The organism is Marinobacter maritimus (assembly GCF_007671675.1).
Lineage (GTDB): Bacteria > Pseudomonadota > Gammaproteobacteria > Pseudomonadales > Oleiphilaceae > Marinobacter > Marinobacter maritimus.
The window spans coordinates 1-24,902 of record NZ_VCGW01000006.1 but is presented as its reverse complement, the minus strand read 5'-3'; the positions used below and the strand labels follow the sequence as shown (position 1 = coordinate 24,902).

Below are 24,902 nucleotides of genomic sequence, written 5' to 3'. Positions count from 1 at the left end.
AGCCCATGAAAGAACTGCCTGTAGATAAAGGAACACGCGTAACCTTGCACTTTGCGCTCAAGTTCGAGAGCGGCGAAGTGATTGATACCACCTTCGATAAAGACGCGGCGATTCTGGAAATTGGTGACGAAAGCCTGCCGGAGAATTTTGAAGCCTACCTGATGGGCATGAAAGCCGGCGACAAAGCCAGCCACCAGGTGCCACCCGAAAAGGCCTTTGGTCAGCGCAACCCCAACAATTTGCAGACCTTCAAACGGCACGAATTCAGTGCGGATATGGTGTTAGAGCCGGGTGTGATGATCTCCTTTGCGGATGCGCGTCAGCAAGAACTGCCAGGCGTGGTGAGCCGTGTGGAAGGGGATGAAGTGGAAGTGGACTTCAATCATCCGCTGTCCGGGCGTACACTGACTTTCGATATCGAAGTTATTGACGTAGAACCGGCAGGGCAGACGCACTGACTATGCAAATAAGACTGGCAAACCCCCGTGGCTTTTGTGCAGGCGTGGATCGCGCCATCGAGATCGTAAATCGTGCCCTGGACGTATTCGGTGCGCCCATTTACGTGCGCCACGAGGTCGTACACAACAAGTTCGTGGTCGACAACCTCCGCAATCGCGGCGCCATTTTTGTGGACGAACTGGATGAAGTGCCAGACGACAAGCTGGTGATCTTCAGTGCCCACGGCGTATCCCAGGCCGTGCAGAACGAAGCCGCCCGCCGTGGCCTCAAAGTGTTCGACGCCACTTGTCCGCTGGTCACCAAAGTGCACCTGGAAGTTATGCGCTACAGCCGCGACGGCCGCGAATGCGTGTTGATAGGGCACCACGGTCACCCGGAAGTGGAAGGCACCATGGGCCAGTACGATCACAGTACCGGTGGTAATATCTATCTGGTTGAGAATGAAGAGGACGTCTCTCAGCTAGAGGTGAACGACCCGGCACACGTTTCCTACGTCACCCAAACCACACTCTCCATGGACGACACCGCCCGCGTGATTGACGCCCTGCGAGAGCGATTCCCACTGATCGAAGGCCCTCGCAAAGACGACATCTGCTACGCCACCCAGAATCGCCAGGATGCGGTAAAGCAGCTGGCCGGCGACTGCGATCTTATGTTGGTTGTGGGCTCGCCTAACAGTTCCAACTCCAACCGCTTGCGCGAACTCGCCGAGCGTATGGGCACCCCCGCCTATCTGATCGACGAAGCTGCCCAGATCGATCCTCAATGGCTCCAGGGCAAATCGTCCATCGGCGTTACGGCCGGCGCCTCAGCCCCGGAAGTGCTGGTCAATGACGTGATTGCCCGCCTGCGGGATCTTGGAGGCAGCGTGCCCGAAGAGATTGAGGGGCGTGAGGAGAATATTGTGTTTTCTATGCCTAAGGAATTGCGAATCGATGCGGTAGAGGTTCAGTAGCTGCTAGATGCACAAGAAATTTGGTTTTGAAACTACAAGAAGCAATAAAAAAGCGTGACTTCAATCACGCTTTTTTATTGCCCATATGCCGCTCATCACTCATTTTTCTCCGCCTGTCGCTTCATGGTATTTATTCACATGAGAGTTTTGTAATCTGAAACTGATACAAACAGAGGTTCTGGCTTTATGCATCTCCGGATAAACAGTGGTTTTACACTGATCGAGCTGATGGTCACTCTCGCTGTGGTAGCAATTGTTGCAACCATCGCAGTGCCAGCGATGAGCGATATGGTCACCCGCAGTCGCACAACGGCCGCCTTTAATGAACTACAGGGCTTGGTTGGGTATGCGCGAAGTGAGTCGGCTAAGTCGCCAGGAGAGTCTGTCTTACTGTGTTCGTCCAGCAACGGCACAGGTTGTACCGGGCAAACTGACTGGAACGCAGGGTGGTTGATTGCCCGGGATGTGAACGGTAATGGCGGTGTTGATGGCGGTGATACTGTGCTGAAAGTTATGGGGGCTCTGTCTGGAGGGATAAGCCTTAAGGTGAAGACAGGTGCCAGTAGCAACTTTGACACGACTTCTGTATCGCTGGTTCGAAATGGTGCACCGGCGGGTGATAACCAGATAACGTTCAAGCTATGCGATTCCTTTGGTGTCAGCGAATCCAGAGGTGTGATCTTGTCTGTGTCCGGGCAAGCCAGGGCTGCTGCACGCGATGGTAGCGGAAATCGTGAAGATCATAACGGTGTCGATTTTCAATGTTGATCCAGGATCCGGGAACAAAATTATGAGTATGCAGATTCCACAAGTGACAAGGCACCCGGACCGGCAAAGTGGTATGACGTTGATAGAGATTCTTGTCACCGTGCTTGTTCTTGCTATCGGTCTTTTGGGAATGGCCAGTCTTACCGTAGGTAGCCTGAAAAATAACCAAGGGGCTTTTTTGCGCACCCAGGCCACCATTCTTGCTTACGATATGGCTGACCGCATGAGGTCGAATGCCGCAGAAGCTATCAGCGGAAGCTACGATGGTGCCACAACCAATACGACCCTTAGCGCTCCAAGCTGCGGTACAAATGGATGCACAGGTGCCGAAAGAGTTTCTGCAGATATTTTTGCCTGGAAACAGCAAATAGAAGGCGCCAATGGAAACATGGCAATGCTGCCAGGAGGGGAAGGGGCTATATCCGGTGGCGGTGGCGCAACAAACGCCGGGACTGCCTTTACGGTTACAATTACCTGGAAGGAAGATCGCTGGAATGAGACCAAGGATTCGATGTCGACAGAAGACCAGCAAACGGTTGTTGGGTTTACGTTATGAGGGATATTAAGCGTGGCATTTCAGTAGCTGATAAAACCTCTATCGCGCCTCAGCGCGGTCTTTCACTGGTTGAGTTGATGGTAGCGCTCGCCCTGAGCGTGACCCTTATACTTGGCATATTTACCGTCTACATGGACTCATCGCAGACCACGAGGGTGGGTGAGGCGCTTGCTCGGGTTCAGGAGTCAGGGCGCATAGGGTTGGAAATGATGTCTCAGGAAGTCCGTATGGCGGGTTATCAGGGCTGCTCCGATAACTACACCGTTCCGGTTAGAGTCATTGCAGATAACCCGCCGCCATCACTGACGCCAGCAGCCGGCGAGGATAGTGTGTATCTCTATAATTCCGGGTTGATGGGGTGGCAGGTTACGGCAGCAACTCAGTCAAGCTGGGATAGCGGAACAGACTTCGAAGACCTTGGCATCATTGAGGACGACGCGCTGCCTGGTAGTGATGTATTGATGGTTCAACGTGCGAGGCTGCTAAATGCAGCAATCAGCAATGCTGGCATGGGTAGCGCGGCTGGTTCGATACCGATAGACGACCCCGATGGGCTTTTTGGATCAGGTGCAGCGTTCAGCTCGGGTTCTTTGTTGATGATTGCCAGTTGTGAGTTTGCCGATATTTTTCGAATGACCAATAATCCATCCGGTGCCAGCAAATCCATAGCGCATGCCTCCTCGTCAAACAGCAGTGACCGCTTGTCATCAGCTTATGCAGCGGATGAAGATGCCGAAATCTACTCGCTTGAGAGCACAGTTTTCTTTGTTGCAGATACCGGACGCGTTGATGATCAGGGCAACAGTATTTCCGCGCTTTATCGCGCCAGAAACAACTTTCCCAACAGTGCAACGCCAAGCTTTCAGCGCGAGGAGCTCGTGGAGGGCGTGGAGGCATTGAAGATTCAGTACGGCCTGAGAACGGATGCGAGCAGTAACACCATTAACTACGTTGACGCTTCAGGTGTGGGTGCCTCTGACTGGAAAGACGTCGTGGTAGCGCGTGTCGGCATGTTGGTTAGCGCTTCTGGTAACGCGTTACAGCAGGACGACAGTCAGACATACGAACTGCCGGGGACAGTTTTTGTCGCTGGTGCACCCGGTTCAGGGCAGCAGGCTCATGCCGCAGATAGGCGATTGCGTAAGGCCTTTGTCAGTACGCTGGATATCCGCAACCGGCGTTGTGGAGAGTTCAGGCAGTTCGGATCTACGGACCTGTGGGAATGGGAAGACGCAGACGATAACGGTGGAGATGGTGACCCATGCAACTAGAAAATAGCACTGTAAAACCCGCTGCACTTATTTGCTCAGTAGGAGTACGTCAGCGTGGAGCTGCGTTGATTATCAGCTTGGTAATATTGCTGGTGATAACCGTTATCGGGCTTGCCAGCATGAATACATCCATTCTTCAGGAGCGCATGTCGGCCAATGCACAGAATGCCCGACAGGCATTTTTGTCCGCTGAAGCTGCCAGTCAAGATCTTTTCCGGAAGCTGGAACCCATGGACTCCAGCTCGAACGAGTGGAAATTGGCTTTGGATGCCCTGGATGCCGGCATACGCGTTGCAACGACACCTAAGGCCTATAGTGGCGTTGGTTCAGGCAAGGTTGCAACCGCAGAGCTCCGATACCTCGGTGAAGCGAATCTGGTCGAAGGACATTCGTTTGGAGAGGACATAGAAACATTCCGCCAACGCTATGAGATTATTGGAGATGCATCGGTAACTGGTGCCGGAGCCAGTAGTCGGGTGATTCGTGGTGTAAGCGTTGTTTTCTATTAAAAACATTTTTATTGGGAAAAATCATCCAGAGGTGAACATATGAGTTACCTGATAAAGGTCGTGATCCTGTTAAGTGCGCTCGTGGCTCAGGCTTCCTGGGCACAGCAGACACCCTCAGCATTCGCATACAGCGAGATAATATTGGAAGAGCGGGCCGTAGAGTCTCCGAAGGTCGTGGTTGTGTATTCAAAGGCATCCGGAGTGTTAGAAATTCGCTTTCAGGAGTGTGATGACTGCGAGTACAGAGCACTTTCCCCAGCGGATGGAATCACCTTTAGCGTTGGAGGTAAGAGCCTGCTTGCGGAGACCGCCAGTGGAACATACAGGAATAGCCCTGGAACCGTTTTTATTGACGCCTCAAGCTCAAAGGTAAATCGTGTTCATTATTTTCAGACCCGTAGTGGGGGTGACGAATGAAGACTTATAAAGGCAGATTAACGGCTTTTTTCTGTGGCTTTGCTATGGCCCTTAGCTCCACTGCCGCAGTGGCGGATGATACTGAGATTTTCTTTAACACCCAGAACAATACCAGTATTCGACCAAACCTACTGTTTATTCTGGATAACTCCGGGAGTATGGACGCAGAAGTTACCGTTAATGTTCCGGTTGATCCTGTTTACGATCCATCCAAGACATATCCTAGCTCAGGTTTTGATTCCGATTTTGTTTATTATAAGCAAAGTGGTAGCTGGTACACGGTTAAACGCTCAGTGATCGACTGCTCGGATATGCTAGCGAGAATTGATCAAGTTGGTGAGTTAAAGAGCTATAGGATGGCTTATTATTATCAAAATAAGTGGAATAGCTTTGATAAGGTTAATGTCAATAACAGCACAACCGATTGTGAGGCGGATAACGATAGATCGAGTATAAAAAATTGGTCAAAATTTGACACTCAAACTTATTTTTCCGCCAACTACCGCAACTGGCAGGCGACGAGTGGTGGTACAGTAAAGATGACGCGCATGGATGTTATGAAGGGCGTCGCGCGTCAGTTGGCAGATAGTACCACTGGTGTAAATATAGGTTTGATGGCTTTTAATACAAGAGGTAGTGCCGATGAAGGTGGGCACCTTCTCAATCCTGTGGAAGATGTCGCTACCAATCGAAGTACTTTTAAAGCAGCCGTTGACAGCCTGGATCACGACACCTGGACTCCACTCTCAGAAACACTTTTTGAGGCGATGCGATATTATCAAGGTGGCTCACAGTTTTTAGACTCGAATCCGATAAACAGCCAGAAAAATGGTTATGTATCCCCAATATCACTTGAGTGCCAATCAAACAATGTCATTGTTCTGACGGATGGAGCTCCAACAAGAGATGCCAACCATGAAGGTACCATGGAGGGCGAAATAGGTGAGTCCTGCTCGGGTAACTGCCTTGATGAAATAGCCGGTTATATGAGAAATAATGATATGTCCTCAGCTCACGCTGGCGATCAGACGATAACCACATATACTGTTGGATTTGAGCTTAATGACCCTCTTTTGGCTGCGGCAGCAACAGCTGGCGGAGGTAAGTATTATCTGGCGAATGATGCGGAAGAGTTGGCGGGAGCCTTTGATGACATTGTAAGAAGTGTACTGGAAACCAGCAGTACGTTTGTTGCTCCCGGTGTTGCAGTTAACTCGTTTAACCGGCTGAATCACTTTGATGCGCTCTACTACTCCGTTTTCGAACCTGATACCCGACCTCTCTGGGAGGGCAACCTGAAGCGTTACAAAATTTCCGATACGGGAGAAATTGTAGATGCCAATGGCAACCAGGCAATTGATTCGTCAACTGGCTTCTTTAAAGACGGAGCGCAAAGTTGGTGGTCGCAAGCGCCGGATGGAAGAGCAGTAACAGCAGGGGGTGTTCGTTCGAAACTGCCTGATGCAACAAATAGCAGAAAAGTTTATACCTGGATCCAGGGAAATAACCTGAACGCAAGTGATAACCTTATCGCGGCCTCCAACACAGGCTCCATAACGAAGACACTGCTTGGCGATAGCACCATGACTGATGCCGAGCAGCTGGAGCTAATACGTTGGATTCGGGGTGAGGATGTTCTGGATGAGAATGGCAACAACCAGACCAATGACGCCCGTAAGTTCATCTCGGATCCCTTGCATTCGGAACCAAGGTTGATTGTTTATGGTGGCACAGAGGCAAGTCCGGATACATCGGTATTTTTTGGTGATAATCAGGGCTATATTCATGCAATTAACGGCGAAACCGGCGAGTCTCATTTCGCATTTATGCCGGCCGAGTTACTGAAGAATCAGCAGACGTTTATGGATAACGCCGATACCGTGGTGGATCGCATCTATGGTATGGACGGTCCAATCGTTAGCTGGGTGAAAAACCCTAGTGGGGATGTTGAGTTAGCTGACGGAGATCATGTGTATCTCTACGCCGGGATGCGCAGAGGTGGTCGCAGCTATTATGCGCTGGATGCCACCGATAGGTCGGCGCCAAAGGCAATGTGGCGCATATCTGGAGGCTCGGGTGATTTTGTTGAGCTTGGCCAGAGTTGGTCTACGCCGGTAAAGAGTAAAGTGAACATCGACGGAACCGTGAAGGATGTGCTGTTTTTTGCCGGTGGCTATGACGCGGACCAAGATAACGCGACCACTCGCACCGAAGACGATATGGGTCGCGCTCTTTACATCGTGGATGCGATTACCGGTCAGAGGTTGTGGTGGGCAGGCCCAGCAGGGTCAGGTGCCAATCTTGAGCTTGGTAACATGAAGTACAGCATGCCCGCCTCCCCGAAAGTGCTTGATATAGACGGAGATGATCTTGCAGACCAAGTTTACGTTGGTGATATGGGTGGACAGATCTGGCGGTTTGATCTGAATAACGGCAACTCTGTAGGTACACTGGCGTTCGGCGGTCGCATTGCAGATTTTGCGGGCGACGAGGTCGCGAATGCACGACGCTTTTACCATACGCCGGATCTTTCCATCAGCCGGTATTGGGGTAAACGCTATCTGACGTTGGTAATTGGGTCTGGCTATCACGCTCATCCTTTGAACAAGGTTATCGAAGATCGCGCGTACATGATTCGTATTCCCGCATTGTTTGGAGCGCCGGTTGACCCTAGCTCCAGCAATGTAAGCTATTCCACTCTTACTGAGAGTGACCTGTACGACATAACAGACAACAAAATAGGCGAGGGTACGGATGCAGAAAAGCTAACAGCAGAGGAAAATTTATCTAACGCCAGTGGTTGGATGCTCAGCTTTGAGAACAGTGGTGAAAAAATGCTTTCATCGAGCATTGTAGTTGATGGGGTAGCTACCTTCACAACGTATGAACCTGCGGCTTCTCTGTCAGCGTGTGCGCCATCAACGGGCCGCTCGCGACTTTACTCGGTGCTACTACGTGATGGCCGACCGGTGCGTAATTATGATGGAATCGAAGATCTCAAAAAGAGTGATCGCAGTAAAGATGTACCGGTTCCCGGTATACCGCCTCCGCCGAAACTGTTACGGACGGAAAAGAACGCGTTTATCTGTGTTGGTACAAACTGCGAGCAGGTAGAGGATAGCAACACCTTTACTCAAACGTTTTGGAGGGAGGTTGAGTGATGGGGTTTGGCGGTCGCGAACATCAAGGCTTCACTTTGATAGAAGTGATGATTGTGGTTGCCATTGTCGGCATTCTTGCCGCTGTGGCTTACCCTTCTTATGAGGAACATGTGAAATCATCCCGAAGGGCCGAAGCGCAGTCCGCTCTCATGGGGTTGGCAGCAGCCATGGAGCGGCATTTTACAGCTAACAATACATACAAGGGGGCTGGCTCTGGCGGTGGGGACACCGGAGCCCCTGATATTTACTACGATCAGGTACCCAGTGACGGTGGAACCGCGTACTACAACCTTACTGTCGAGAGTGCGTCGGACTCTGCGTTCGTAGTGAAAGCAACCCCGGCAAATGCTCAGGCCGGGGATGGTTTCTTGGATCTGAATAACCAGGGTATTAGACGCTGGGATAAAGACAACAGCGGCGGCATCGGCACCGGCGAGACGAGCTGGAAAAAATAGAAGATAACCGTGGCTTCAGCACTGAATCACTGCGCCCCAGGATAGCCGGACTTTATTGTCGAAGTCTTTATCATGAACTGCGCGGAAGCGACCGCCACGATTGACACTGAGGTAACTCATTGGTTGCTGTGAGTTCTGTTCTGGGCATGCTATCAACGAGCCACTGGCTCCGTGGATAAGACCGTTGGGGCCGAATGTTAAGTAGCCACGCCCGCCTGTGCGGGATTTGATGCGGTAGTTTGTCACAGGTGGAATAAGTTTCCATACAGTGTTGCTATCCGGTCGCAGGTTCTTGTCTCGGTCCGGGAATATCGCTGCGGGTAGCGTCCAGTCGTTTACGCATCGGTTACCAGAAGACAGCGGGCATATGGTAACGAGGGCTCCGGTATGAACTGCTTGTGAGCGAGCGAATGAAAAGGCGCCATGGTAGGTTGCGATCAGTTCGCGCTGGCGCGATTGGGCAATCTCACGATCCATTGCAGGCACCGCAAAGCTGAACGTAATGGAAAGAATGATCAGTGTGATTAGTAGCTCAACAAGCGTTAAGCCTTTGTTCCGAGCAAAAGTCATGTTGCCTCCTTGGCAAAATTAGCGGCTTTCTTCCTGAAAGCCTCGTTATTATTCACTCCATTCCTAACTTCTTCAACCGGTACCGCAACGCCCGAAAGCTGATCCCCAGCCTCTTGGCCGCTGCGGTTTTGTTCCAACGAGTTGCCTCCAGGGCTTTTTCGATAGCCTGGCGCTCGATGGATTCGAGGTAGCCCTCCAGATCAATATCACCCTCCGGTACCAGAGTCGGGCTGACGTCTGACGTTGCACTGCCACTGATATCGACTGCGGCGGCTCCAAGGCCAGTGCCAAGATGCAGGTCAGAGGCGCTGATTTTCTCGGCATCGCACAGAGTAAAGGCGCGTTCAAGAATATTCTCCAGCTCCCGCACGTTGCCTGGAAAGTCATGCTCTTTCAGCCGGTCTACCGCGTCTTGAGACAGTGTTGCCGCATCGCATTCGTATTCCCGGGCGATGCGTTCAAGTATGTGATTCGCCAGCAGCGCGATATCGTCCGTGCGATCTCTCAGGGGAGGGACGGCCAGTTCTATCACGTTAATCCGGTAGAACAGGTCTTGGCGGAAGCTTCCCGCCTGAACCAGTTCCGCCAGGTTCTTATGTGTGGCGCTCAGCAAACGAATGTCGACGGGTATTTCTTTGGTATCGCCTACCGGGCGCACGGCTTTTTCCTGAATGGCGCGTAGCAACTTTACCTGCATAGCGAGGGGCAGGTCCGCTACTTCGTCCAGAAACAGTGTGCCGCCGTCGGCAGAGCGGAACAGGCCATCCTTGTTTTCAACGGCGCCCGTAAAGCTTCCTTTTTTGTGCCCGAAAAACTCACTTTCCATCAGTTCTGAAGGAATCGCACCGCAGTTTACAGCGGTGAAGGGCGCAGCACTGCGCGGCCCCTGAAGGTGGATCATTCGCGCCACCAGCTCTTTGCCGCTGCCGGATTCACCGCTGATAAACACCGGTGCCTGGCTTCTGGCAAGCTTACGGGTCTGATTGCGTAGCTTTTTGATTTGCATGGAGTTGCCAAGCAAAAGGCCGGGCTCATCGATGGCCTCATCAATAGCAGGGCGAGGCTCCGATAGCCTGAGCGCGCTGTTTACCAGTTCCCGAAGCCTGGAGAGCTCAACGGGTTTGGAGACAAAATCAAACGCGCCGGCTTTCAGGGATTCAATCGCCGTGTCCATGCTTCCGTAGGCCGTGATAACGGCAACTGGCATGTCCGGCCGGTGCTGTTGAATCCACTGTACCAATTCGATGCCGTTGCCGTCTGGCAGATTCATGTCGGTCAGGCATAACTGCGGAGTATGCTGCTCCAGCAGTCTGAATGCGTTGGTAAGGTCTGGGGCGGTGAGGGTTTTTATGCCCATCCGCGTAAGGGTAATTTCGAGAAGATCCCGAATGTCGGGTTCGTCGTCAACAATCAGCGCTGTGTGAGTGGTCATCTTTTTTTGTCGGTTCCGTTTTGTCAGTTCCACGTCAGATCATTCGCCCTGGGTGAGCAAAGGTAATGCGGAAACAGCAGCCGGGTTGGTAGTCTTCCACTAGGGACAAATGGGCCTGATTAGACTCGCACAGTTCTCTCGCCAGATAAAGCCCAAGGCCCGTGCCACCTTTGTCGGTGGTGTAAAATGGCTCGAAAACCAAATGGTTTGAGCCCGGGGCTACACCCGGGCCAAAATCTCTTACATCCACGTAAGCTCGCTCGCCATCGGCCGTAGCGCCGGCGTTGAGCTCGATTCTGCGCTCTCCGGTTTGCTGGTAGCTGTAACGCAAGCCGTTGTCACACAGGTTCACCAGCACCTGTTCGATCTGGCTTTTATCGAATCGCGCTTCGGGCATGTTGGTGATGGTGTGTAATATCACATCCGTGGCGGGTATGGCGTTGTCCTGGGTTTGGAGGAAGTCAGTTCTGAATTCCTTCAGCCAGCTGCCTACATCAACCAGGTCGGCATGGGCCGATTTGCGCCGGGAAAGGCTGAGCACGTTCTCGATTATGCCATTTGCGCGACGCGAATGGCGCCGGATAATGCCCAGCATTTGCTGGTCCCCGGTATCGAGATGAGGCGACTCTTCCATCAACTGTGCTGCATGGCTGATGGCCCCAAGCGGATTGCGGATTTCATGGGCAATACCGGCAGTCAGCCGGCCGAGCGACGCGAGTTTCATCTGCTGGGCCTGCTGCGTCACTTTGCTCATGTCTTCGATAAATACCAGAATCTGGTCTCCGCGCTCTTGATCAAGCTGGGTAAAATTGACTTGCAGGAGCGGAGAGGTGGGAGCCGACTGAAACGGCTCTGTGCGCCTTGCCGGATTTTTAAGCCACGCTTCCAGGCCGGATTTGAGCTGGCCCGGGAGGGTTTTTGGTCGAGTTGGCGTCGTACCTTTATCGATTGGGATGCCAAACAGCAGTTCTTCAGCAGCCGCGTTCGCGAGGCGTATCTGGCCAAACCGGTCGAGCACCAGAATGCCGGTGCGCATGCGCTGGATGATCTGCTGGTTGATTTGTTCCAGCTCGACAATGCTTTGTGCACGGCTGCTGGCCAGTGCTTCGCTGCGCATCATTCGCAGAGAAATATTTTGCAGGACAAACGCAGTAGCAAAATACAGGATGCCAAGCGAGCCGGCACGCACGATATCATCGGCGGGGCCGTCAAGTGTCAGCACCGCCCAGCCCGAAATGCTGAGTGAACAGATGGCCGCCAGAGCGGCATAGAAAGTTCCCATGCGGCTGGGGTTAAGAATGTTGCCTGCGGCCACGGAAACAATGACGAGATTGGCAAGCCCGTTCGTGATGCCGGTACTTGCAAATAGCAGCCCGTGCATGATCAGGATATCCAGCAGTATTGATAAGGTGATGTGCCGTTGTCCTGGCTGAAAGCCGGCCAGCATGGTCAAAGCAATAAAGCTGTTCAGCGCCAGATAGCCCACGACGCCAAACTGGTAGTAGTCCAATAGTCGGAAGCGGAGGTCAAAATTAACGGGGTCAACAAACAGGAGAGCCACCAGAACAACGCTGATAACCACCCGGTAATGATTGTAGATGCGAAACAACTTGGCTTGCTGAAAGCCGGGTGTTCGTTTGTCGGTTAGGACCGCCGATGCCGTATCTGTTGTCATAGTTTTTCGAAAATCCGTTGCGGGGCGGAAGAAATCAGGGCCTATGGGGGGGTATAATAGCCTTTTCGTGGCAATGAGTTACAGGAGCCAATCTATGTCTGTTTCCGGGAACGCCCCGCTTTCTAACACATCGCACCGCAAGTTGCGGGTCGTGATGGCGCAGATGGATTTTCTGGTGGGGGATATTCCCGGTAACACCGGGCTGATTATTGAGGCTGCGAAGCGTGCTCGCTCCGAGCATAAGGCTGACATCGTTGTGTTTCCGGAGCTCTGCATTACCGGATACCCGCCGGAAGACTTGCTGCTGCGCCCCAGTATGGATCTCCGAGTGAATGAGGCGCTTGAGCGCCTGAAGAATTCGGAGATTGGCGCCGCGATCGTTATCGGTGCGCCTCTTCGAAATAACGGATTGCTATACAACGCAGCTGTGGTGATTGAAGACGGCACGATCACCAGTTGCTATTTCAAACGGTTCCCGCCCAATTACCAGGTTTTCGATGAGAAACGTTATTTTGCGAATGGCGCGGGTGCGACGGTGGTCGAAATCTGTGGCGTGCCGGTGGGCCTTACGGTTTGCGAAGATATCTGGGCGGACGGCCCTGTGGAAGACTCCGCGGTCGCAGGCGCTTGCTTGATCATTAATCTAAACGCATCACCCTACGATATCGGCAAGCAGGAGCGGAGAAAAGCGCTGCTTGAGCGTAAGTCGCGTGAGAATCGTGTGAGTATTATTTACGTGAATCTGGTGGGTGCTCAAGATGAACTGGTATTCGACGGCGGCTCTATGGTGTACGACCATTCGGGCGCTCTTGCCGTGGAGGTGCCGCAGTTTACCGACGGACTGTTTGCTGTAGATTTTGTGTGTGATCGCCATTGCCAGCCAATCTCGCAACCATTGCCCCCGGAGCCGTCGCTAGAGGCCAATGTTTATAGTGCGCTGGTGACAGGTGTTCGCGATTATGTGAACAAAAATGGTTTCAAATCGGTGGTGCTTGGTCTCTCGGGCGGTATTGATTCCGCTCTGGCCCTGGCTGTGGCAGCCGATGCGCTGGGGCCCGAGCGTGTCCGTGCTGTAATGATGCCGTTCCGCTATACGTCGGACATGAGTCTTGAAGATGCAGAGGCTCAGGCGGTGGCCATGGGCGTTCAGTACGACGTGTACTCCATAGAACCCATGTACGAATCCTTTATGGCGACGCTGGCTACCCCGTTCGAGGGCACGTCCCCGGATACAACCGAGGAAAATCTGCAGGCTCGTATTCGGGGAGTTGTCCTGATGTCGCTGTCCAATAAATTTGGTTCGTTGGTGCTCACAACTGGCAATAAGAGTGAGTTGGCCGTGGGATACTCGACTCTCTATGGCGATATGGCGGGTGGTTTCGATGTGCTCAAGGATGTTCCCAAGACGCTGGTGTTTCGCTTGGCCTGGTACCGTAATTCCGTATCTTCGGTGATTCCTGAGCGGGTAATCACGCGGCCGCCTTCAGCTGAGTTGGCTCCGGATCAGAAAGATGAAGATAGCCTTCCGGGCTATGACGTGCTGGATCAGATTCTGAATCTCTATGTAGAGCGGGATTTCAGCGCCAATGCGATTGTTGCAGAAGGTTTTGACCAGGCGGATGTCAGTCGTGTTATCCGCTTGGTGGACATCAACGAGTACAAGCGCCGGCAGTCACCGATCGGAATTCGGATCACAGAGCGAGGCTTTGGCAAGGACCGCCGCTATCCCATTACCAGTGGATGGAAAAGCGGCAATTGACAGAGCAGGCTATTCGTCGTCCATAAGCCCAAAGGTCACGACACTGGAGAGTGAGCGATTCTCGCGCTTAAGCAAGTTTGCCTGAAACTCACCCTCGCTGTTGAAAGCGTCGCTTTTCGGGAAGTTCTGACGAAGTAATGCGATCGCATCCTGAGAGCCTTTTTTGAATTTCAGGAAATCGAACGTCTCTGCCAGGATGATGATCGCTTCTTCAACGGCTGGTGATGTCGGGAAGTTCTCTACGATGTAACGCGCCCTGTTGTTGGCAGCCACGTAGGCTTCGCGTTTGATGTAATAGCGAGCGGCATGTAGTTCCAGCTCGGCCATTCGGTTGCGAACGGCAAGCATGCGCTGGCGGGCGTCGGCAGCGTATTCGCTCTCTGGATAGCGGTTCAGCAGTTCGCTGAAATCACGGAATGCCTGCTGCTGCTCACCAGCGTCCCGGGCAGCAACCTCAATAGGGAGGTAGCGTGCAGCCAAGCCGATATCAAGATTGTAGGAGGCGAGCCCGCGCATATACAGAGCATAGTCCGCATGATCGCTCTGTGGGTTCAGACGCAGGAAACGGTCTGCTGCAGCCCGGGAGCCCTCAAGATCGAGATTCTGGTAGCGGGCATAAATAAGGTCAAGCTGCGCCTGTTCAGCGTATCGGCCGAACGGGTAGTAGGTCTCCAGCGAATCCAGATTCTGCTCGGCTTCATTGAAATTACCGGAGTTCATAGCCTGCCGGGCGTTGTCGTAATAGGTCTTTTCCGGTAGCACTTCCTCCTGCTTGTTGGACGCGCAGGCACTGATCAGTACAACCAGTGTGGAAAGTAGCAGCAAACGAAAACCTGATCTCATGCCGGAATCCCGTATAATGTCGATAAATTCGAGTGCGGTATTGTAGCGGGGAACTCGCCTTATGTGCAGAGCGCATCCCGCCAGTTTCAAATATTCTGACCGAAACGTAACACACACAGGCCCTGGGGGCTTAATGTCATCTGAAAACCGAATAACTGCCAGTTTTGCCATACCGCCTGCTTTGAGTGACCGGCGCCTGGACCAAGCTGCTGCAGAACTCATGCCAGAGCATTCGCGTTCGCGCCTGCAGTCCTGGATTCGCAGCGGTGCTTTAACGGTGAACGGAGAAGCGCGTAGGCCAAAAGACAAAGTAATGCTGAGCGACCGCCTTGAGCTTGATGCCGAGCCTGAAGCCCAGGTGACCTGGCAGGCCGAAGCGATCAGCCTGGATATTGTTTACGAAGACGAGCATCTGCTTGTCATCAACAAGCCGGCTGGCCTGGTGGTTCATCCTGCCGCAGGTCACGCCGACGGTACCCTGGTGAACGCCTTGCTGAACTATGCGCCGGAAGTGGAGAATCTGCCGCGTGCCGGTATCGTCCACCGTCTTGATAAAGACACCTCGGGTATTATGGTGGTCGCTCGCAGCCTGGTTGCACACACCTCTCTGGTTGGTCAGTTGCAGACGCGAACCATGGGGCGTGAGTACGAGGCCGTTGTCGTCGGAACTCTGACGGGTGGTGCGACGGTGGATGCGCCCATTGGCCGTCATCCCCATGAGCGCAAGAAAATGGGTGTGGTCAAAAACGGTAAGCCTGCGGTAACCCACTATCGCCTGATTGAGCGCTTTGCGGCCCATACCCATGTTCGCTGCAAACTGGAAAGCGGTCGCACACATCAGATTCGCGTGCACATGGCCCATGTAAAGCATCCTCTGGTTGGTGACCCGCTCTATGGTGGCCGGTTGCGCTTGCCGAAAGGTACAACGGAGGAGTTGCGGGAAGTGCTTTCGGCATTTCATCGGCAGGCACTGCATGCACGTCAGCTCACGCTGGAGCATCCGGAAACCGGAGAGATTCTGAGCTGGGACGTGCCATTACCCGAAGACTTCATGGGATTACTCGCGGCTTTGCGTAAACACGTTCAGGAACTTGAGAGCGATGAGTTCTGAAGCTGCTCCTTTACTAACGCTTATCCACCCGGGTTGGTCAGCGCCTGCGAATATCCGCGCTGTGTGCACAACCCGGGCAGGTGGTGTCAGTCAGCCCCCATGGGCCAGCCTGAATCTGGGTGGTCATGTGGGTGATGAGCTCGGACATGTGCGGAAAAATCGCATGATACTGGCAGATGCCTGCGGTCTCCAGCCAGGCGCATTCGGTTGGCTGAGCCAGGTTCATGGCACCAACGTTGCCGATTTGTCTGTCGGCGACATTACTGGTATTCCCGAAGCCGACGCCAGTTTTACCCGGGCAATCGGAAGAGCTTGTGTCATTCTCACCGCAGACTGTTTACCTGTCATTCTCTGTGACCGGAATGGAACCACGGTAGCCTCTGCTCACGCCGGCTGGCGCAGCCTTTGTAGTGGGGTGCTGGAAAACCTGGTTGCCAGTATGGGGTTGCCGGGTAATACGCTGATGGCCTGGCTCGGGCCAGCCATAGGCCCAAAGGCATTTGAGGTTGGGCCAGAAGTCAGGGCGGCTTTTATAGCGCAAGACCCACAGGCAACGACTGCTTTCAGCCCGTTGGGCGTCCGCGAGGGTCATTATATGGCAGACATATATAGCCTTGCCCGGCTGCGACTCGAAGCGCTGGGGGTCGAAAATATTTCCGGTGGTGACTTTTGCACGGTTGCGGATAGTCACCGTTTCTACTCTTATCGCCGCGATGGCCAGACTGGTCGCATGGCAACGGTTATCTGGAAAACCTGAGGTGCGTCAATTTTCTGACAGTTGCCCCTGCGTTGACCTTGAACTTCCCTCGATTGCCCCTACATTAGTTCCCAAAGCAAACCGAATGTGCAATAACTGATCGCATTTGCCGAACGAATCGGGGAAACGAATTCATGAGAATCGACAAGCTCACCAGTCTTTTGCAAACCGCACTGGCCGACGCCCAGTCATTGGCCGTTGGCAAGGACCATAACTTTATTGAGCCTTTGCACCTTATGCAGGCAATGCTTGACCAGCAGGGCAGCTCTATCAAGCCGCTCCTCAAACAGTCAGGAGCAGAGCCCGGTCGGGTGCGCCAGGCTGTGGCACAGGAAATCGAGAACCTGCCGGAAGTAAGCGGCAGTGCGGGCGATGTTGCTATGTCCAACGACATGGGTCGCCTGTTTAACATTGCCGACAAATTGGCACAGAAGCGCAAAGACCAGTTTATCTCCAGCGAACTTATGTTGCTGGCTGCTTTGGAAGACCGGGGCACCCTTGGCAGGGTATTGCGTGAACAGGGTGTGGATAAAGCTGCCCTGGAAAAAGCGATTAGCGCCGTGCGCGGTGGTGAAGCCGTAGACGATGCCGGTGCTGAGGAGAACCGGCAGGCGCTGTCGAAGTATACCATCGATCTGACGGAGCGGGCAGAAGCCGGCAAACTCGACCCGGTCATTGGTCGTGATGACGAAATTCGTCGCACGATTCAGGTGTTGCAACGCCGACGCAAAAACAACCCAGTACTCATCGGTGAGCCTGGGGTAGGAAAAACCGCCATTGCAGAAGGTTTGGCGCAACGGATTGTTAATGGCGAAGTGCCCGAAGGCCTTAAAAACAAACGAGTCTTGTCTCTGGATATGGGCTCGCTTATTGCCGGTGCAAAGTTCCGGGGTGAGTTTGAAGAGCGCCTGAAAGCGGTGCTGAACGAACTCGCCAAACAGGAAGGCCAGATCATACTGTTTATCGATGAAATCCATACGGTGGTGGGCGCGGGTAAAGCTGAAGGCTCCATGGATGCGGGCAACATGCTCAAGCCGGCACTGGCCCGTGGCGAGCTGCATTGCGTAGGCGCCACCACACTGAATGAATACCGAGAGAACATCGAGAAGGACGCCGCCCTGGAACGGCGCTTCCAGAAAGTGCTGGTGAATGAGCCGAATGAAGAAGACACCATCGCCATACTTCGTGGCCTGAAAGAGCGCTACGAGGTACACCACGGTGTAGAGGTGACAGACGGAGCGATTATTGCGGCTGCCAAGCTGTCCCAACGGTACATTACTGATCGTCAGTTACCCGATAAAGCCATTGATCTGATCGATGAAGCGGCTAGTCAGATTCGTATGGAGATGGACTCCAAGCCAGAGCCCCTGGATCGGCTGGAGCGCCGTCTTATCCAGCTCAAAATTGAACGGGAAGCGTTGAAGAAAGAGACGGATGCGGCCTCGAAAAAACGGCTTGAAGAGCTTTCAGGCGTTATTCAGGGGGTGGAGCGGGAGTACGCCGATCTTGAAGAAATATGGAATACCGAGAAGGCCGCTTTGCACGGTTCTCAGAAGATAAAGAGCCAGCTTGAGCAGGCCCGTATTGATCTGGAAACTGCTCGTCGTGCGGGCGATCTGGGCAAAATGTCCGAGTTGCAGTATGGCCGCATTCCGGAATTGGAGCGCCAGCTTGATATGGCGAGCCAAGCCGAAATGATGGAAATGACGCTTTTGCGTAATCGCGTGACTGACGAGGAAATTGCAGAGGTGGTTTCCAAGTGGACGGGGATCCCGGTATCCAAAATGCTGGAAGGTGAGCGCGGCAAACTGATGCGCATGGAAGATGCGTTGCATGCACGGGTTATAGGTCAGAACGAAGCTGTAGAGGCTGTATCCAATGCCGTTCGCCGCTCAAGATCGGGCCTCGCAGACCCGAACAGGCCGAACGGTTCGTTCCTTTTCCTTGGGCCGACCGGCGTGGGTAAAACCGAGCTTTGCAAAGCTTTGGCTTCGTTTCTGTTCGATACAGACGATGCCATGGTGCGCATCGATATGTCGGAGTTTATGGAGAAACACTCCGTTGCCCGTCTGATTGGTGCGCCGCCGGGTTACGTTGGTTACGAGGAGGGGGGGTATCTCACCGAGGCCGTGCGCCGTCGCCCCTACTCCGTGCTGCTGCTCGACGAAGTCGAAAAGGCACACCCGGACGTGTTTAACATATTGCTTCAGGTGCTTGATGATGGTCGCCTCACGGATGGCCAGGGGCGCACAGTGGACTTCCGGAATACGGTCATCGTAATGACGTCAAACCTGGGCTCTGACATTATTCAACAGAGGGCTGGCGAAGAGAACTACGAAGCCATGAAGAATGCCGTCATGGAGGTAGTGGGTACGCACTTCCGCCCCGAGTTTATTAACCGTGTGGACGAAGTCGTCGTATTCCATCCGTTGGCCGGAAGCCAGATTCATGGTATCGCGAAAATCCAGATAGAGATTCTCGGCAAGCGCCTGCAAGAGCAGGATATGAAACTGGAGCTGGATGAAGCTGCCCTGGATTTGTTGTCGGAAGTCGGGTACGACCCGGTTTACGGTGCGCGGCCACTCAAACGAGCGATTCAGCGGATGATCGAGAACCCGCTGGCACAAAGGCTGCTACAAGGTGACTTTGTTGCTGGTGACACAATTCTCGCCACCGTGGACGGAAGTAATCTGGAATTCAAAAAGGCTTGATCTGTACTGACAGTAAAAAGGGTGAGAGCTTCGGCTCCCACCCTTTTTTCAGTTTTTATGACTGGTCTTCTGGTCCACAGTTTTCAGCCGCAATTTCTTCCAGTTTTTCCCGTTGCTCAGCGATCTCTTCCGGTGCCAGGTAGCGCATTTCGCCGTTTTCTTCTATGCGGATACGCGCGTTGCTGTCGATGACCTCCAAGTTTGCACGAGCGCTTTCGCAGTTGGCCACGCGCTGCTTTCGGTGGGCTGCCTCGACGGCGGTTTCCTTTTCACGGTCCGCCTCTTTCTGCTGCTGCTCCTGAAGCTCGCCCAGGCGTTTTTGCGGACTGGTTCGGCTGGCGGCTCCAAAAGAAGTGCCCGAGCGAACGTTGACGGTTTCAGAGTTGGCGCCTACTGGCTGACGGTCTCCGAAATGGGTTATGCCATTTTCGTCCGTCCATTTATAAACCGAGGCGCTCATTGCCATGCCGGGTGCAACGGCTATCAATAATGTCAGCATCAGGGTTTTTCTGTTCATGGCTCTACTCGCGGTGTGTTCGCTGTTCCCGGGCAAATCAGTAACCTGAAAGGCCGGGCCCGTTACGTTGATTTATGTTGGCCTATCATGCCATTAGTGCGAAGCATTTTCTTCTGCCTGGTTCAAATCTCTGTATCTGAGCGGTGGATAATTATTGCAGACCTTTAGTCAGGATGGGCATAGAAAGCAACTGTTGCTATTGACAGGGAGTTTCGCGCTGTCAGAATTACGGATTGCCTGAAGACTGGGGCTAAATACGGCAGGCAACCCCGTGCGAGTATTCCCCGTTATTTACCACACTGAGCATGCCGCGCATCTGTCGCGGGATGGTTGTTGCTTACGTGCAACCCGTTGATTGGCCGTTCTCCGCAACCCTCAGGAGGGCGGCTGGCCAAGAGACAACCTCTTAACAAGGTGTGGAGCAGCCGGTTCCGCTTTCAAAAGAAGCAGGGAAACCGTGAACCCAGGCAACCGGGCGTTTGCCCGGCTCATTCACTCGTAGAAGAGGGTAGAAAATCGTGGAGTTATTGTCTGGTGCCGATATGCTGATCCGCTCCCTGCAGGATCAGGGGATCGAATACGTATATGGCTATCCGGGTGGTGCAGCCCTTCATATTTATGATGCGCTGTTCAGGCAGGACAAGGTCAAGCATATTCTGGTGAGGCACGAACAGGCGGCAGTGCATATGGCTGATGGCTATGCGCGCGCTACTGGTTTGCCGGGAACTGTGCTTGTTACCTCTGGCCCTGGAGCCACCAACACCATTACCGGTATTGCTACCGCGTTCATGGACTCCATTCCAATGGTTGTTCTGTGCGGACAGGTGGCGTCTACGTTGATTGGCGAAGATGCCTTCCAGGAAACCGACATGATGGGTGTTTCCCGGCCTGTCGTTAAACATAATCTCAGTGTGCGTCACCCTTCAGAAATCCCGGAAATTATCCGCAAGGCGTATTACATCGCCTCAACCGGGCGTGCTGGGCCTGTCGTTGTGGATATTCCCAAGGACATGACCGCACCGAATGAGCGTTTTGAGTATGCTTACCCGAAAAAGGTCAAGCTGCGTTCCTACAACCCCGCTATACGTGGCCATGCTGGCCAGATCAAAAAAGCGGTCGATATGATGCTGGCAGCGCGCCGCCCCATTATATATGCCGGGGGCGGTGTTATCCTGGGCAAAGCGTCCGGGCAGCTTACTGAGCTGGTGCGCAAACTTGGGTATCCGATTACCAATACTCTGATGGGGATTGGCTGCTATCCGGCCAGCGACAAGCAACACCTTGGCTGGCTTGGCATGCACGGAACCTACGAAGCCAACATGGCAATGCACCATTCGGATCTTATTCTGGCGGTCGGTGCACGCTTTGATGATCGCGTAACCAACGCAACGGAAAAGTTTTGCCCTGGGGCCCGCATCATTCATATTGATATTGACCCTGCATCCATTTCCAAAACCATCGACGCCGACGTGCCCATTGTTGGGCCGGTTGATGCGGTTCTCAAGGAAATGCTTGCTCTGGTAAAAGAGAGCAAGGAAAAGCCGGATGCAGACGCTCTCACATCCTGGTGGAAGCAAATCGACGAATGGCGCGCTTTCCACGGCATGCGTTACGAAACCAGTCCGGACGTGATCAAGCCCCAGGAAGTAGTGGAAATGCTGTGGCGCCTGACGAACGGAGATGCATTTGTCACCTCCGACGTGGGCCAGCATCAGATGTTTGCAGCCCAGTACTACAAGTTCGACAAGCCTAACCGATGGATCAACTCTGGTGGCCTCGGCACCATGGGTTTCGGTTTGCCAGCAGCTATGGGAATCAAGCTGACACATCCGGATGATGAAGTGCTCTGCATTACCGGTGAGGGCAGCATTCAGATGAATATTCAGGAGCTGTCTACCTGCAACCAGTACAAGCTGCCGGTGAAAATCATCAATCTCAACAATCAGTCGCTGGGCATGGTGAGGCAGTGGCAGGACATGAACTATGAGTCCCGTCACTCCCAGTCTTATATGGAATCGCTGCCAGATTTCATCAAGCTTGCGGAAGCATACGGGCATGTTGGTGTCCGTATCGACAAGAAAGAGGATTTGGAACCGAAGCTGAAAGAAGTGTTGGCCATGAAAGACAAGCTTGTCTTTGTGGATATCCAGGTTGACCGCTTTGAGCACGTGTATCCGATGCAAGTGGCCCGTGGCTGCATGAAAGATATGTGGCTCAGCAAGACGGAGAGGGTGTGATCATGCGTCGAATCATTTCTGTGTTGCTTGAAAACGAGCCTGGTGCACTGTCCCGAGTAGTCGGGCTGTTTTCGCAGCGGAACTACAATATTGAGACTTTGACGGTTGCGCCCACTGAGGATGAGACCCTGTCTCGCCTCACGGTGACAACGACAGGTTCAGATCGGGTTATTGAGCAGATTACCAAACAGCTCAACAAACTCGTCGAGGTCGTCAAACTGGTGGATCTGACTGAGGGGCCCCATATCGAGCGGGAGCTGATGCTGATCAAACTGAAGGCGACAGGTTCTCAGCGTGCCGAGATTAAGCGCACTGTGGATATTTTTCGGGGCCAGATTGTTGATGTCACTAGCTCGGTTTACACCGTTCAGTTGGCGGGCGCAAGCGACAAGCTGGACGGCTTTGTACAGGCGATCGGGACTTCGGGCGTGCTCGAAGTAGTGCGTTCAGGGGTTTCCGGGATCGCCCGAGGCGAGAAGGTTTTGAGCCTTTAAGCAGTTTCATATATTACGAACGCTTTGGCCTCCTGAAGGGCCATCACAAATAATAGAGGTTAGTCATGCAGGTTTATTACGATAAGGATTGCGATCTTTCTATCATTCAGGGCAAAAAAGTTGCCATCATCGGTTTTGGCTCACAGGGACACGCCCACGCGTGCAACCTGAAAGAGTCCGGTGTTGACGTGACCGTAGGTCTGCGTCCTGGGTCTTCTTCTATCGCCAAGGCGGAAGCCTACGGTCTTAAAACCAGCGACGTGCCTTCTGCAGTTGCGGCAGCCGACGTGGTTATGGTTCTGACACCGGATGAGTTCCAGTCACAGCTGTACAAAGCTGAGATCGAGCCAAACCTGAAGCAGGGCGCCACTCTTGCCTTTGCTCACGGCTTCGCAATTCACTACAACCAGATTGTTCCGCGTAAAGATCTGGACGTTGTGATGATTGCCCCCAAGGCTCCGGGCCACACCGTTCGCACTGAGTTTGCGAACGGCGGCGGTATTCCTGATCTGATTGCCATATTCCAGGACGCCTCAGGCAACGCCAAGAACCTGTCGCTGTCATACGCCAGCGGTATCGGCGGTGGACGTACTGGCATCATTGAAACAACCTTCAAGGACGAAACTGAAACCGACCTGTTCGGTGAGCAAGCCGTTCTGTGTGGTGGCGCGGTTGAGCTGGTAAAAGCTGGCTTCGAGACTCTGACCGAAGCGGGTTATGCTCCGGAAATGGCGTACTTTGAGTGCCTGCATGAGCTCAAGCTTATTGTAGATCTGATGTACGAAGGCGGTATCGCCAACATGAATTACTCCATCTCCAATAACGCAGAGTATGGTGAGTATGTGACTGGCCCTGAGATCATCAACGAGCAGTCTCGCGAAGCGATGCGCAACGCGCTCAAGCGTATCCAGAGCGGCGAATACGCGAAGATGTTCATCTCTGAGGGTGCTCTTAACTACCCATCAATGACTGCGCGCCGTCGTCAGAACGCCGCTCACGAGATTGAAGTGACCGGTGAGAAGTTGCGTGGAATGATGCCGTGGATCTCTGCCAATAAGATCGTGGATAAGGATAAAAACTAAGCGGAGTTTCGCTTGGTTAATGAAACGCGGCCCGGGTGGCCGCGTTTTTCGTATATACTTCGCCAAAATACTTTCCGGAGTAATGGGAATGACTGACGAGAAAAAAGATGCTCAATTGAGTTCCGGGGCCAGAGAGCCTGAGAATCCTTCCAGTGCAGCAGAGGAGTGTGAAATAGAGCCAGGCGAGGTGGTAGAGGAAGAGCTGGTTGAGGGTGCACCGGTGCGTAGGAAAGGCATATACCTTCTGCCTAATGCGCTGACAACAGCCTCTCTGTTCTCGGGCTTCTACGCCATTGTGTCGGCGGCCGGCGGTGTCTTTGATAACGCTGCCATTGCAATTTTTGTGTCGATGATTCTGGACGGTCTTGATGGACGCGTTGCTCGCATGACCAATACCCAGAGCAAGTTCGGTGAGGAATATGACAGCCTCGCAGACATGGTTGCGTTTGGTGTTGCACCTGGATTTGTCGCGTTCTTCTGGTCTCTGAACGGCCTCGATAAAATCGGTTGGGCAATTACATTTATATACGTGGCCGGTGCTGCGCTTCGCCTGGCGCGATTTAACACGCAAATTGGTTCGGTGGACAAGAAATTTTTCGTTGGCCTTCCAAGTCCTGCAGCTGCAGCATGCGTTGCTGGCCTTGTGTGGTGCTTTCAATCGTTTGAGCCGTCAGCCTGGTTAACCTTCCTGACTATGGTGGTTGTAGGTGGAGCAGGCGTACTGATGGTCAGCAACGTACTGTATCGTAGCTTCAAGGATCTTGACCTGAGAGGGCGTGTGCCTTTCGCTGCGATTTTGCTGGTGGTGCTGATCTTCGTAGTGATTGCGTTGGATCCGGCTACAGTGTTGTTCACCGGTTTCCTGATCTACGCTTTGTCTGGGCCGGCTCGTGCATTGTTTCGCGGTAAGCCGCGTCGGTCTGCTGGTGCAGATAAGTAAGGCGCTGGGGTTTCAGCAGAAGTAGCGCGGTTTTTGATCGGTTTCTTCCCCGTTTCAGTGAATTCGTAGGTGGAAACCGAAGTTCTGCAGAATTAATTGAAGATGGCCGTTGACAGAATCTCGTGCGTCTGTAGAATGCGCATCTCCTTCGAGGGACACACCGCTGAGGCGGGGAGTTCTGAGAAGGGCAACTGTTTGAAAGTATTGAAGAAAACGAGTTTGA

The 24,902-nt window shown here is 53.2% G+C and carries 22 protein-coding genes; 17 read left to right on the top strand and 5 right to left on the bottom strand.

Annotation, left to right across the window (positions count from 1 at the left end; translation table 11 throughout):
* Positions 1–5: 5 nt before the first annotated feature.
* The 9 genes from fkpB (at position 6) to FFI90_RS17700 (ending at position 8,551) form a co-directional block, all read left to right on the top strand.
* A complete protein-coding gene (gene fkpB, locus FFI90_RS17740; protein WP_144780013.1) occupies positions 6–458 on the top strand; it encodes an FKBP-type peptidyl-prolyl cis-trans isomerase in 453 nt (150 codons plus the stop codon).
* A gap of 2 nt (positions 459–460) precedes the next feature.
* Positions 461–1,414: a 4-hydroxy-3-methylbut-2-enyl diphosphate reductase gene (ispH, locus tag FFI90_RS17735; RefSeq protein WP_144780011.1), complete on the top strand. Its 954-nt coding sequence runs from the start codon at positions 461–463 to the stop codon at positions 1,412–1,414.
* Positions 1,415–1,600: 186 nt separating this feature from the next.
* Entirely contained in the window at positions 1,601–2,182 is a 582-nt protein-coding gene (locus FFI90_RS17730) for a GspH/FimT family pseudopilin (RefSeq protein ID WP_144780008.1), read from the top strand.
* Between the two features lie 22 nt (positions 2,183–2,204).
* Positions 2,205–2,738, top strand: coding sequence for a type IV pilus modification protein PilV (gene pilV / locus FFI90_RS17725; protein ID WP_186318016.1), 534 nt, complete (start codon positions 2,205–2,207; stop codon positions 2,736–2,738).
* Positions 2,735–4,009 carry a PilW family protein gene (locus FFI90_RS17720; protein ID WP_144780004.1) on the top strand — a complete coding sequence of 425 codons (1,275 nt, stop codon included), beginning with the start codon at positions 2,735–2,737 and terminating at the stop codon, positions 4,007–4,009. The genes pilV and FFI90_RS17720 overlap by 4 nt, the downstream gene beginning before the upstream one ends.
* Positions 4,000–4,518: a pilus assembly PilX family protein gene (locus FFI90_RS17715; RefSeq protein WP_144780002.1), complete on the top strand. Its 519-nt coding sequence runs from the start codon at positions 4,000–4,002 to the stop codon at positions 4,516–4,518. Before FFI90_RS17720 ends, FFI90_RS17715 begins: the two co-directional genes overlap by 10 nt.
* Before the next feature lie 39 nt (positions 4,519–4,557).
* The gene (locus FFI90_RS17710) at positions 4,558–4,935 is read left to right on the top strand and encodes a hypothetical protein (protein WP_144780000.1); all 378 of its coding nucleotides are present in this window, start codon (positions 4,558–4,560) and stop codon (positions 4,933–4,935) included.
* Positions 4,932–8,096 carry a pilus assembly protein gene (locus tag FFI90_RS17705; RefSeq protein ID WP_144779998.1) on the top strand — a complete coding sequence of 1,055 codons (3,165 nt, stop codon included), beginning with the start codon at positions 4,932–4,934 and terminating at the stop codon, positions 8,094–8,096. Before FFI90_RS17710 ends, FFI90_RS17705 begins: the two co-directional genes overlap by 4 nt.
* Positions 8,096–8,551, top strand: coding sequence for a type IV pilin protein (locus tag FFI90_RS17700; protein WP_144779996.1), 456 nt, complete (start codon positions 8,096–8,098; stop codon positions 8,549–8,551). The genes FFI90_RS17705 and FFI90_RS17700 overlap by 1 nt, the downstream gene beginning before the upstream one ends.
* 15 nt (positions 8,552–8,566) lie before the next feature.
* On the opposite strand, the gene FFI90_RS17695 is transcribed toward FFI90_RS17700, so the two are convergent.
* From FFI90_RS17695 to FFI90_RS17685, 3 genes are read right to left on the bottom strand one after another with little or no spacing between them, the layout of a single operon-like run.
* Positions 8,567–9,121 (bottom strand): GspH/FimT family pseudopilin, encoded by a 555-nt coding sequence (locus FFI90_RS17695; protein ID WP_144780239.1) that lies wholly within the window; start codon positions 9,119–9,121, stop codon positions 8,567–8,569.
* 52 nt (positions 9,122–9,173) lie between these two features.
* Positions 9,174–10,553, bottom strand: coding sequence for a sigma-54-dependent transcriptional regulator (locus FFI90_RS17690; protein WP_144779994.1), 1,380 nt, complete (start codon positions 10,551–10,553; stop codon positions 9,174–9,176).
* Between the two features lie 34 nt (positions 10,554–10,587).
* Positions 10,588–12,228, bottom strand: coding sequence for a sensor histidine kinase (locus FFI90_RS17685; RefSeq protein ID WP_144779992.1), 1,641 nt, complete (start codon positions 12,226–12,228; stop codon positions 10,588–10,590).
* Positions 12,229–12,322: 94 nt separating this feature from the next.
* Here FFI90_RS17685 and FFI90_RS17680 point away from each other — a divergent pair, with 94 nt between their 5' ends.
* Positions 12,323–13,987, top strand: coding sequence for an NAD+ synthase (locus tag FFI90_RS17680; protein WP_144779990.1), 1,665 nt, complete (start codon positions 12,323–12,325; stop codon positions 13,985–13,987).
* 9 nt (positions 13,988–13,996) lie between these two features.
* Here FFI90_RS17680 and FFI90_RS17675 read toward each other — a convergent pair whose 3' ends face one another.
* Positions 13,997–14,830 (bottom strand): outer membrane protein assembly factor BamD, encoded by an 834-nt coding sequence (locus FFI90_RS17675; RefSeq protein ID WP_144779988.1) that lies wholly within the window; start codon positions 14,828–14,830, stop codon positions 13,997–13,999.
* Between the two features lie 133 nt (positions 14,831–14,963).
* Between FFI90_RS17675 and rluD the strand changes: the two genes are divergently transcribed.
* The 3 genes from rluD to clpB all read left to right on the top strand — a co-directional run bounded on the left by rluD (position 14,964) and on the right by clpB (position 19,409).
* Positions 14,964–15,941 (top strand): 23S rRNA pseudouridine(1911/1915/1917) synthase RluD, encoded by a 978-nt coding sequence (gene rluD, locus FFI90_RS17670; protein WP_144779986.1) that lies wholly within the window; start codon positions 14,964–14,966, stop codon positions 15,939–15,941.
* Entirely contained in the window at positions 15,931–16,698 is a 768-nt protein-coding gene (gene pgeF / locus FFI90_RS17665; protein ID WP_144779984.1) for a peptidoglycan editing factor PgeF, read from the top strand. Before rluD ends, pgeF begins: the two co-directional genes overlap by 11 nt.
* A gap of 134 nt (positions 16,699–16,832) precedes the next feature.
* Complete coding sequence (gene clpB, locus FFI90_RS17660; RefSeq protein ID WP_144779982.1) at positions 16,833–19,409, top strand: ATP-dependent chaperone ClpB; 2,577 nt, start codon at positions 16,833–16,835, stop codon at positions 19,407–19,409.
* Between the two features lie 55 nt (positions 19,410–19,464).
* Here the strand turns inward: clpB and FFI90_RS17655 are convergent, their stop codons facing one another.
* The gene (locus FFI90_RS17655; RefSeq protein ID WP_144779980.1) at positions 19,465–19,926 is read right to left on the bottom strand and encodes a DUF4124 domain-containing protein; all 462 of its coding nucleotides are present in this window, start codon (positions 19,924–19,926) and stop codon (positions 19,465–19,467) included.
* A 518-nt stretch (positions 19,927–20,444) separates the two neighbouring features.
* On the opposite strand from FFI90_RS17655, the gene FFI90_RS17650 reads away from it, so the two are divergent.
* The 4 genes from FFI90_RS17650 (at position 20,445) to pssA (ending at position 24,679) form a co-directional block, all read left to right on the top strand.
* A complete protein-coding gene (locus FFI90_RS17650; protein ID WP_144779978.1) occupies positions 20,445–22,163 on the top strand; it encodes an acetolactate synthase 3 large subunit in 1,719 nt (572 codons plus the stop codon).
* A gap of 2 nt (positions 22,164–22,165) precedes the next feature.
* On the top strand, positions 22,166–22,657 hold the full coding sequence (ilvN, locus tag FFI90_RS17645; RefSeq protein ID WP_144779976.1) for an acetolactate synthase small subunit: 492 nt from the start codon (positions 22,166–22,168) through the stop codon (positions 22,655–22,657).
* Between the two features lie 65 nt (positions 22,658–22,722).
* Complete coding sequence (gene ilvC, locus FFI90_RS17640; protein WP_144779974.1) at positions 22,723–23,739, top strand: ketol-acid reductoisomerase; 1,017 nt, start codon at positions 22,723–22,725, stop codon at positions 23,737–23,739.
* Positions 23,740–23,827: 88 nt separating this feature from the next.
* Positions 23,828–24,679 (top strand): CDP-diacylglycerol--serine O-phosphatidyltransferase, encoded by an 852-nt coding sequence (pssA, locus tag FFI90_RS17635; protein WP_144779972.1) that lies wholly within the window; start codon positions 23,828–23,830, stop codon positions 24,677–24,679.
* The last annotated feature ends 223 nt before the right edge of the window (positions 24,680–24,902 follow it).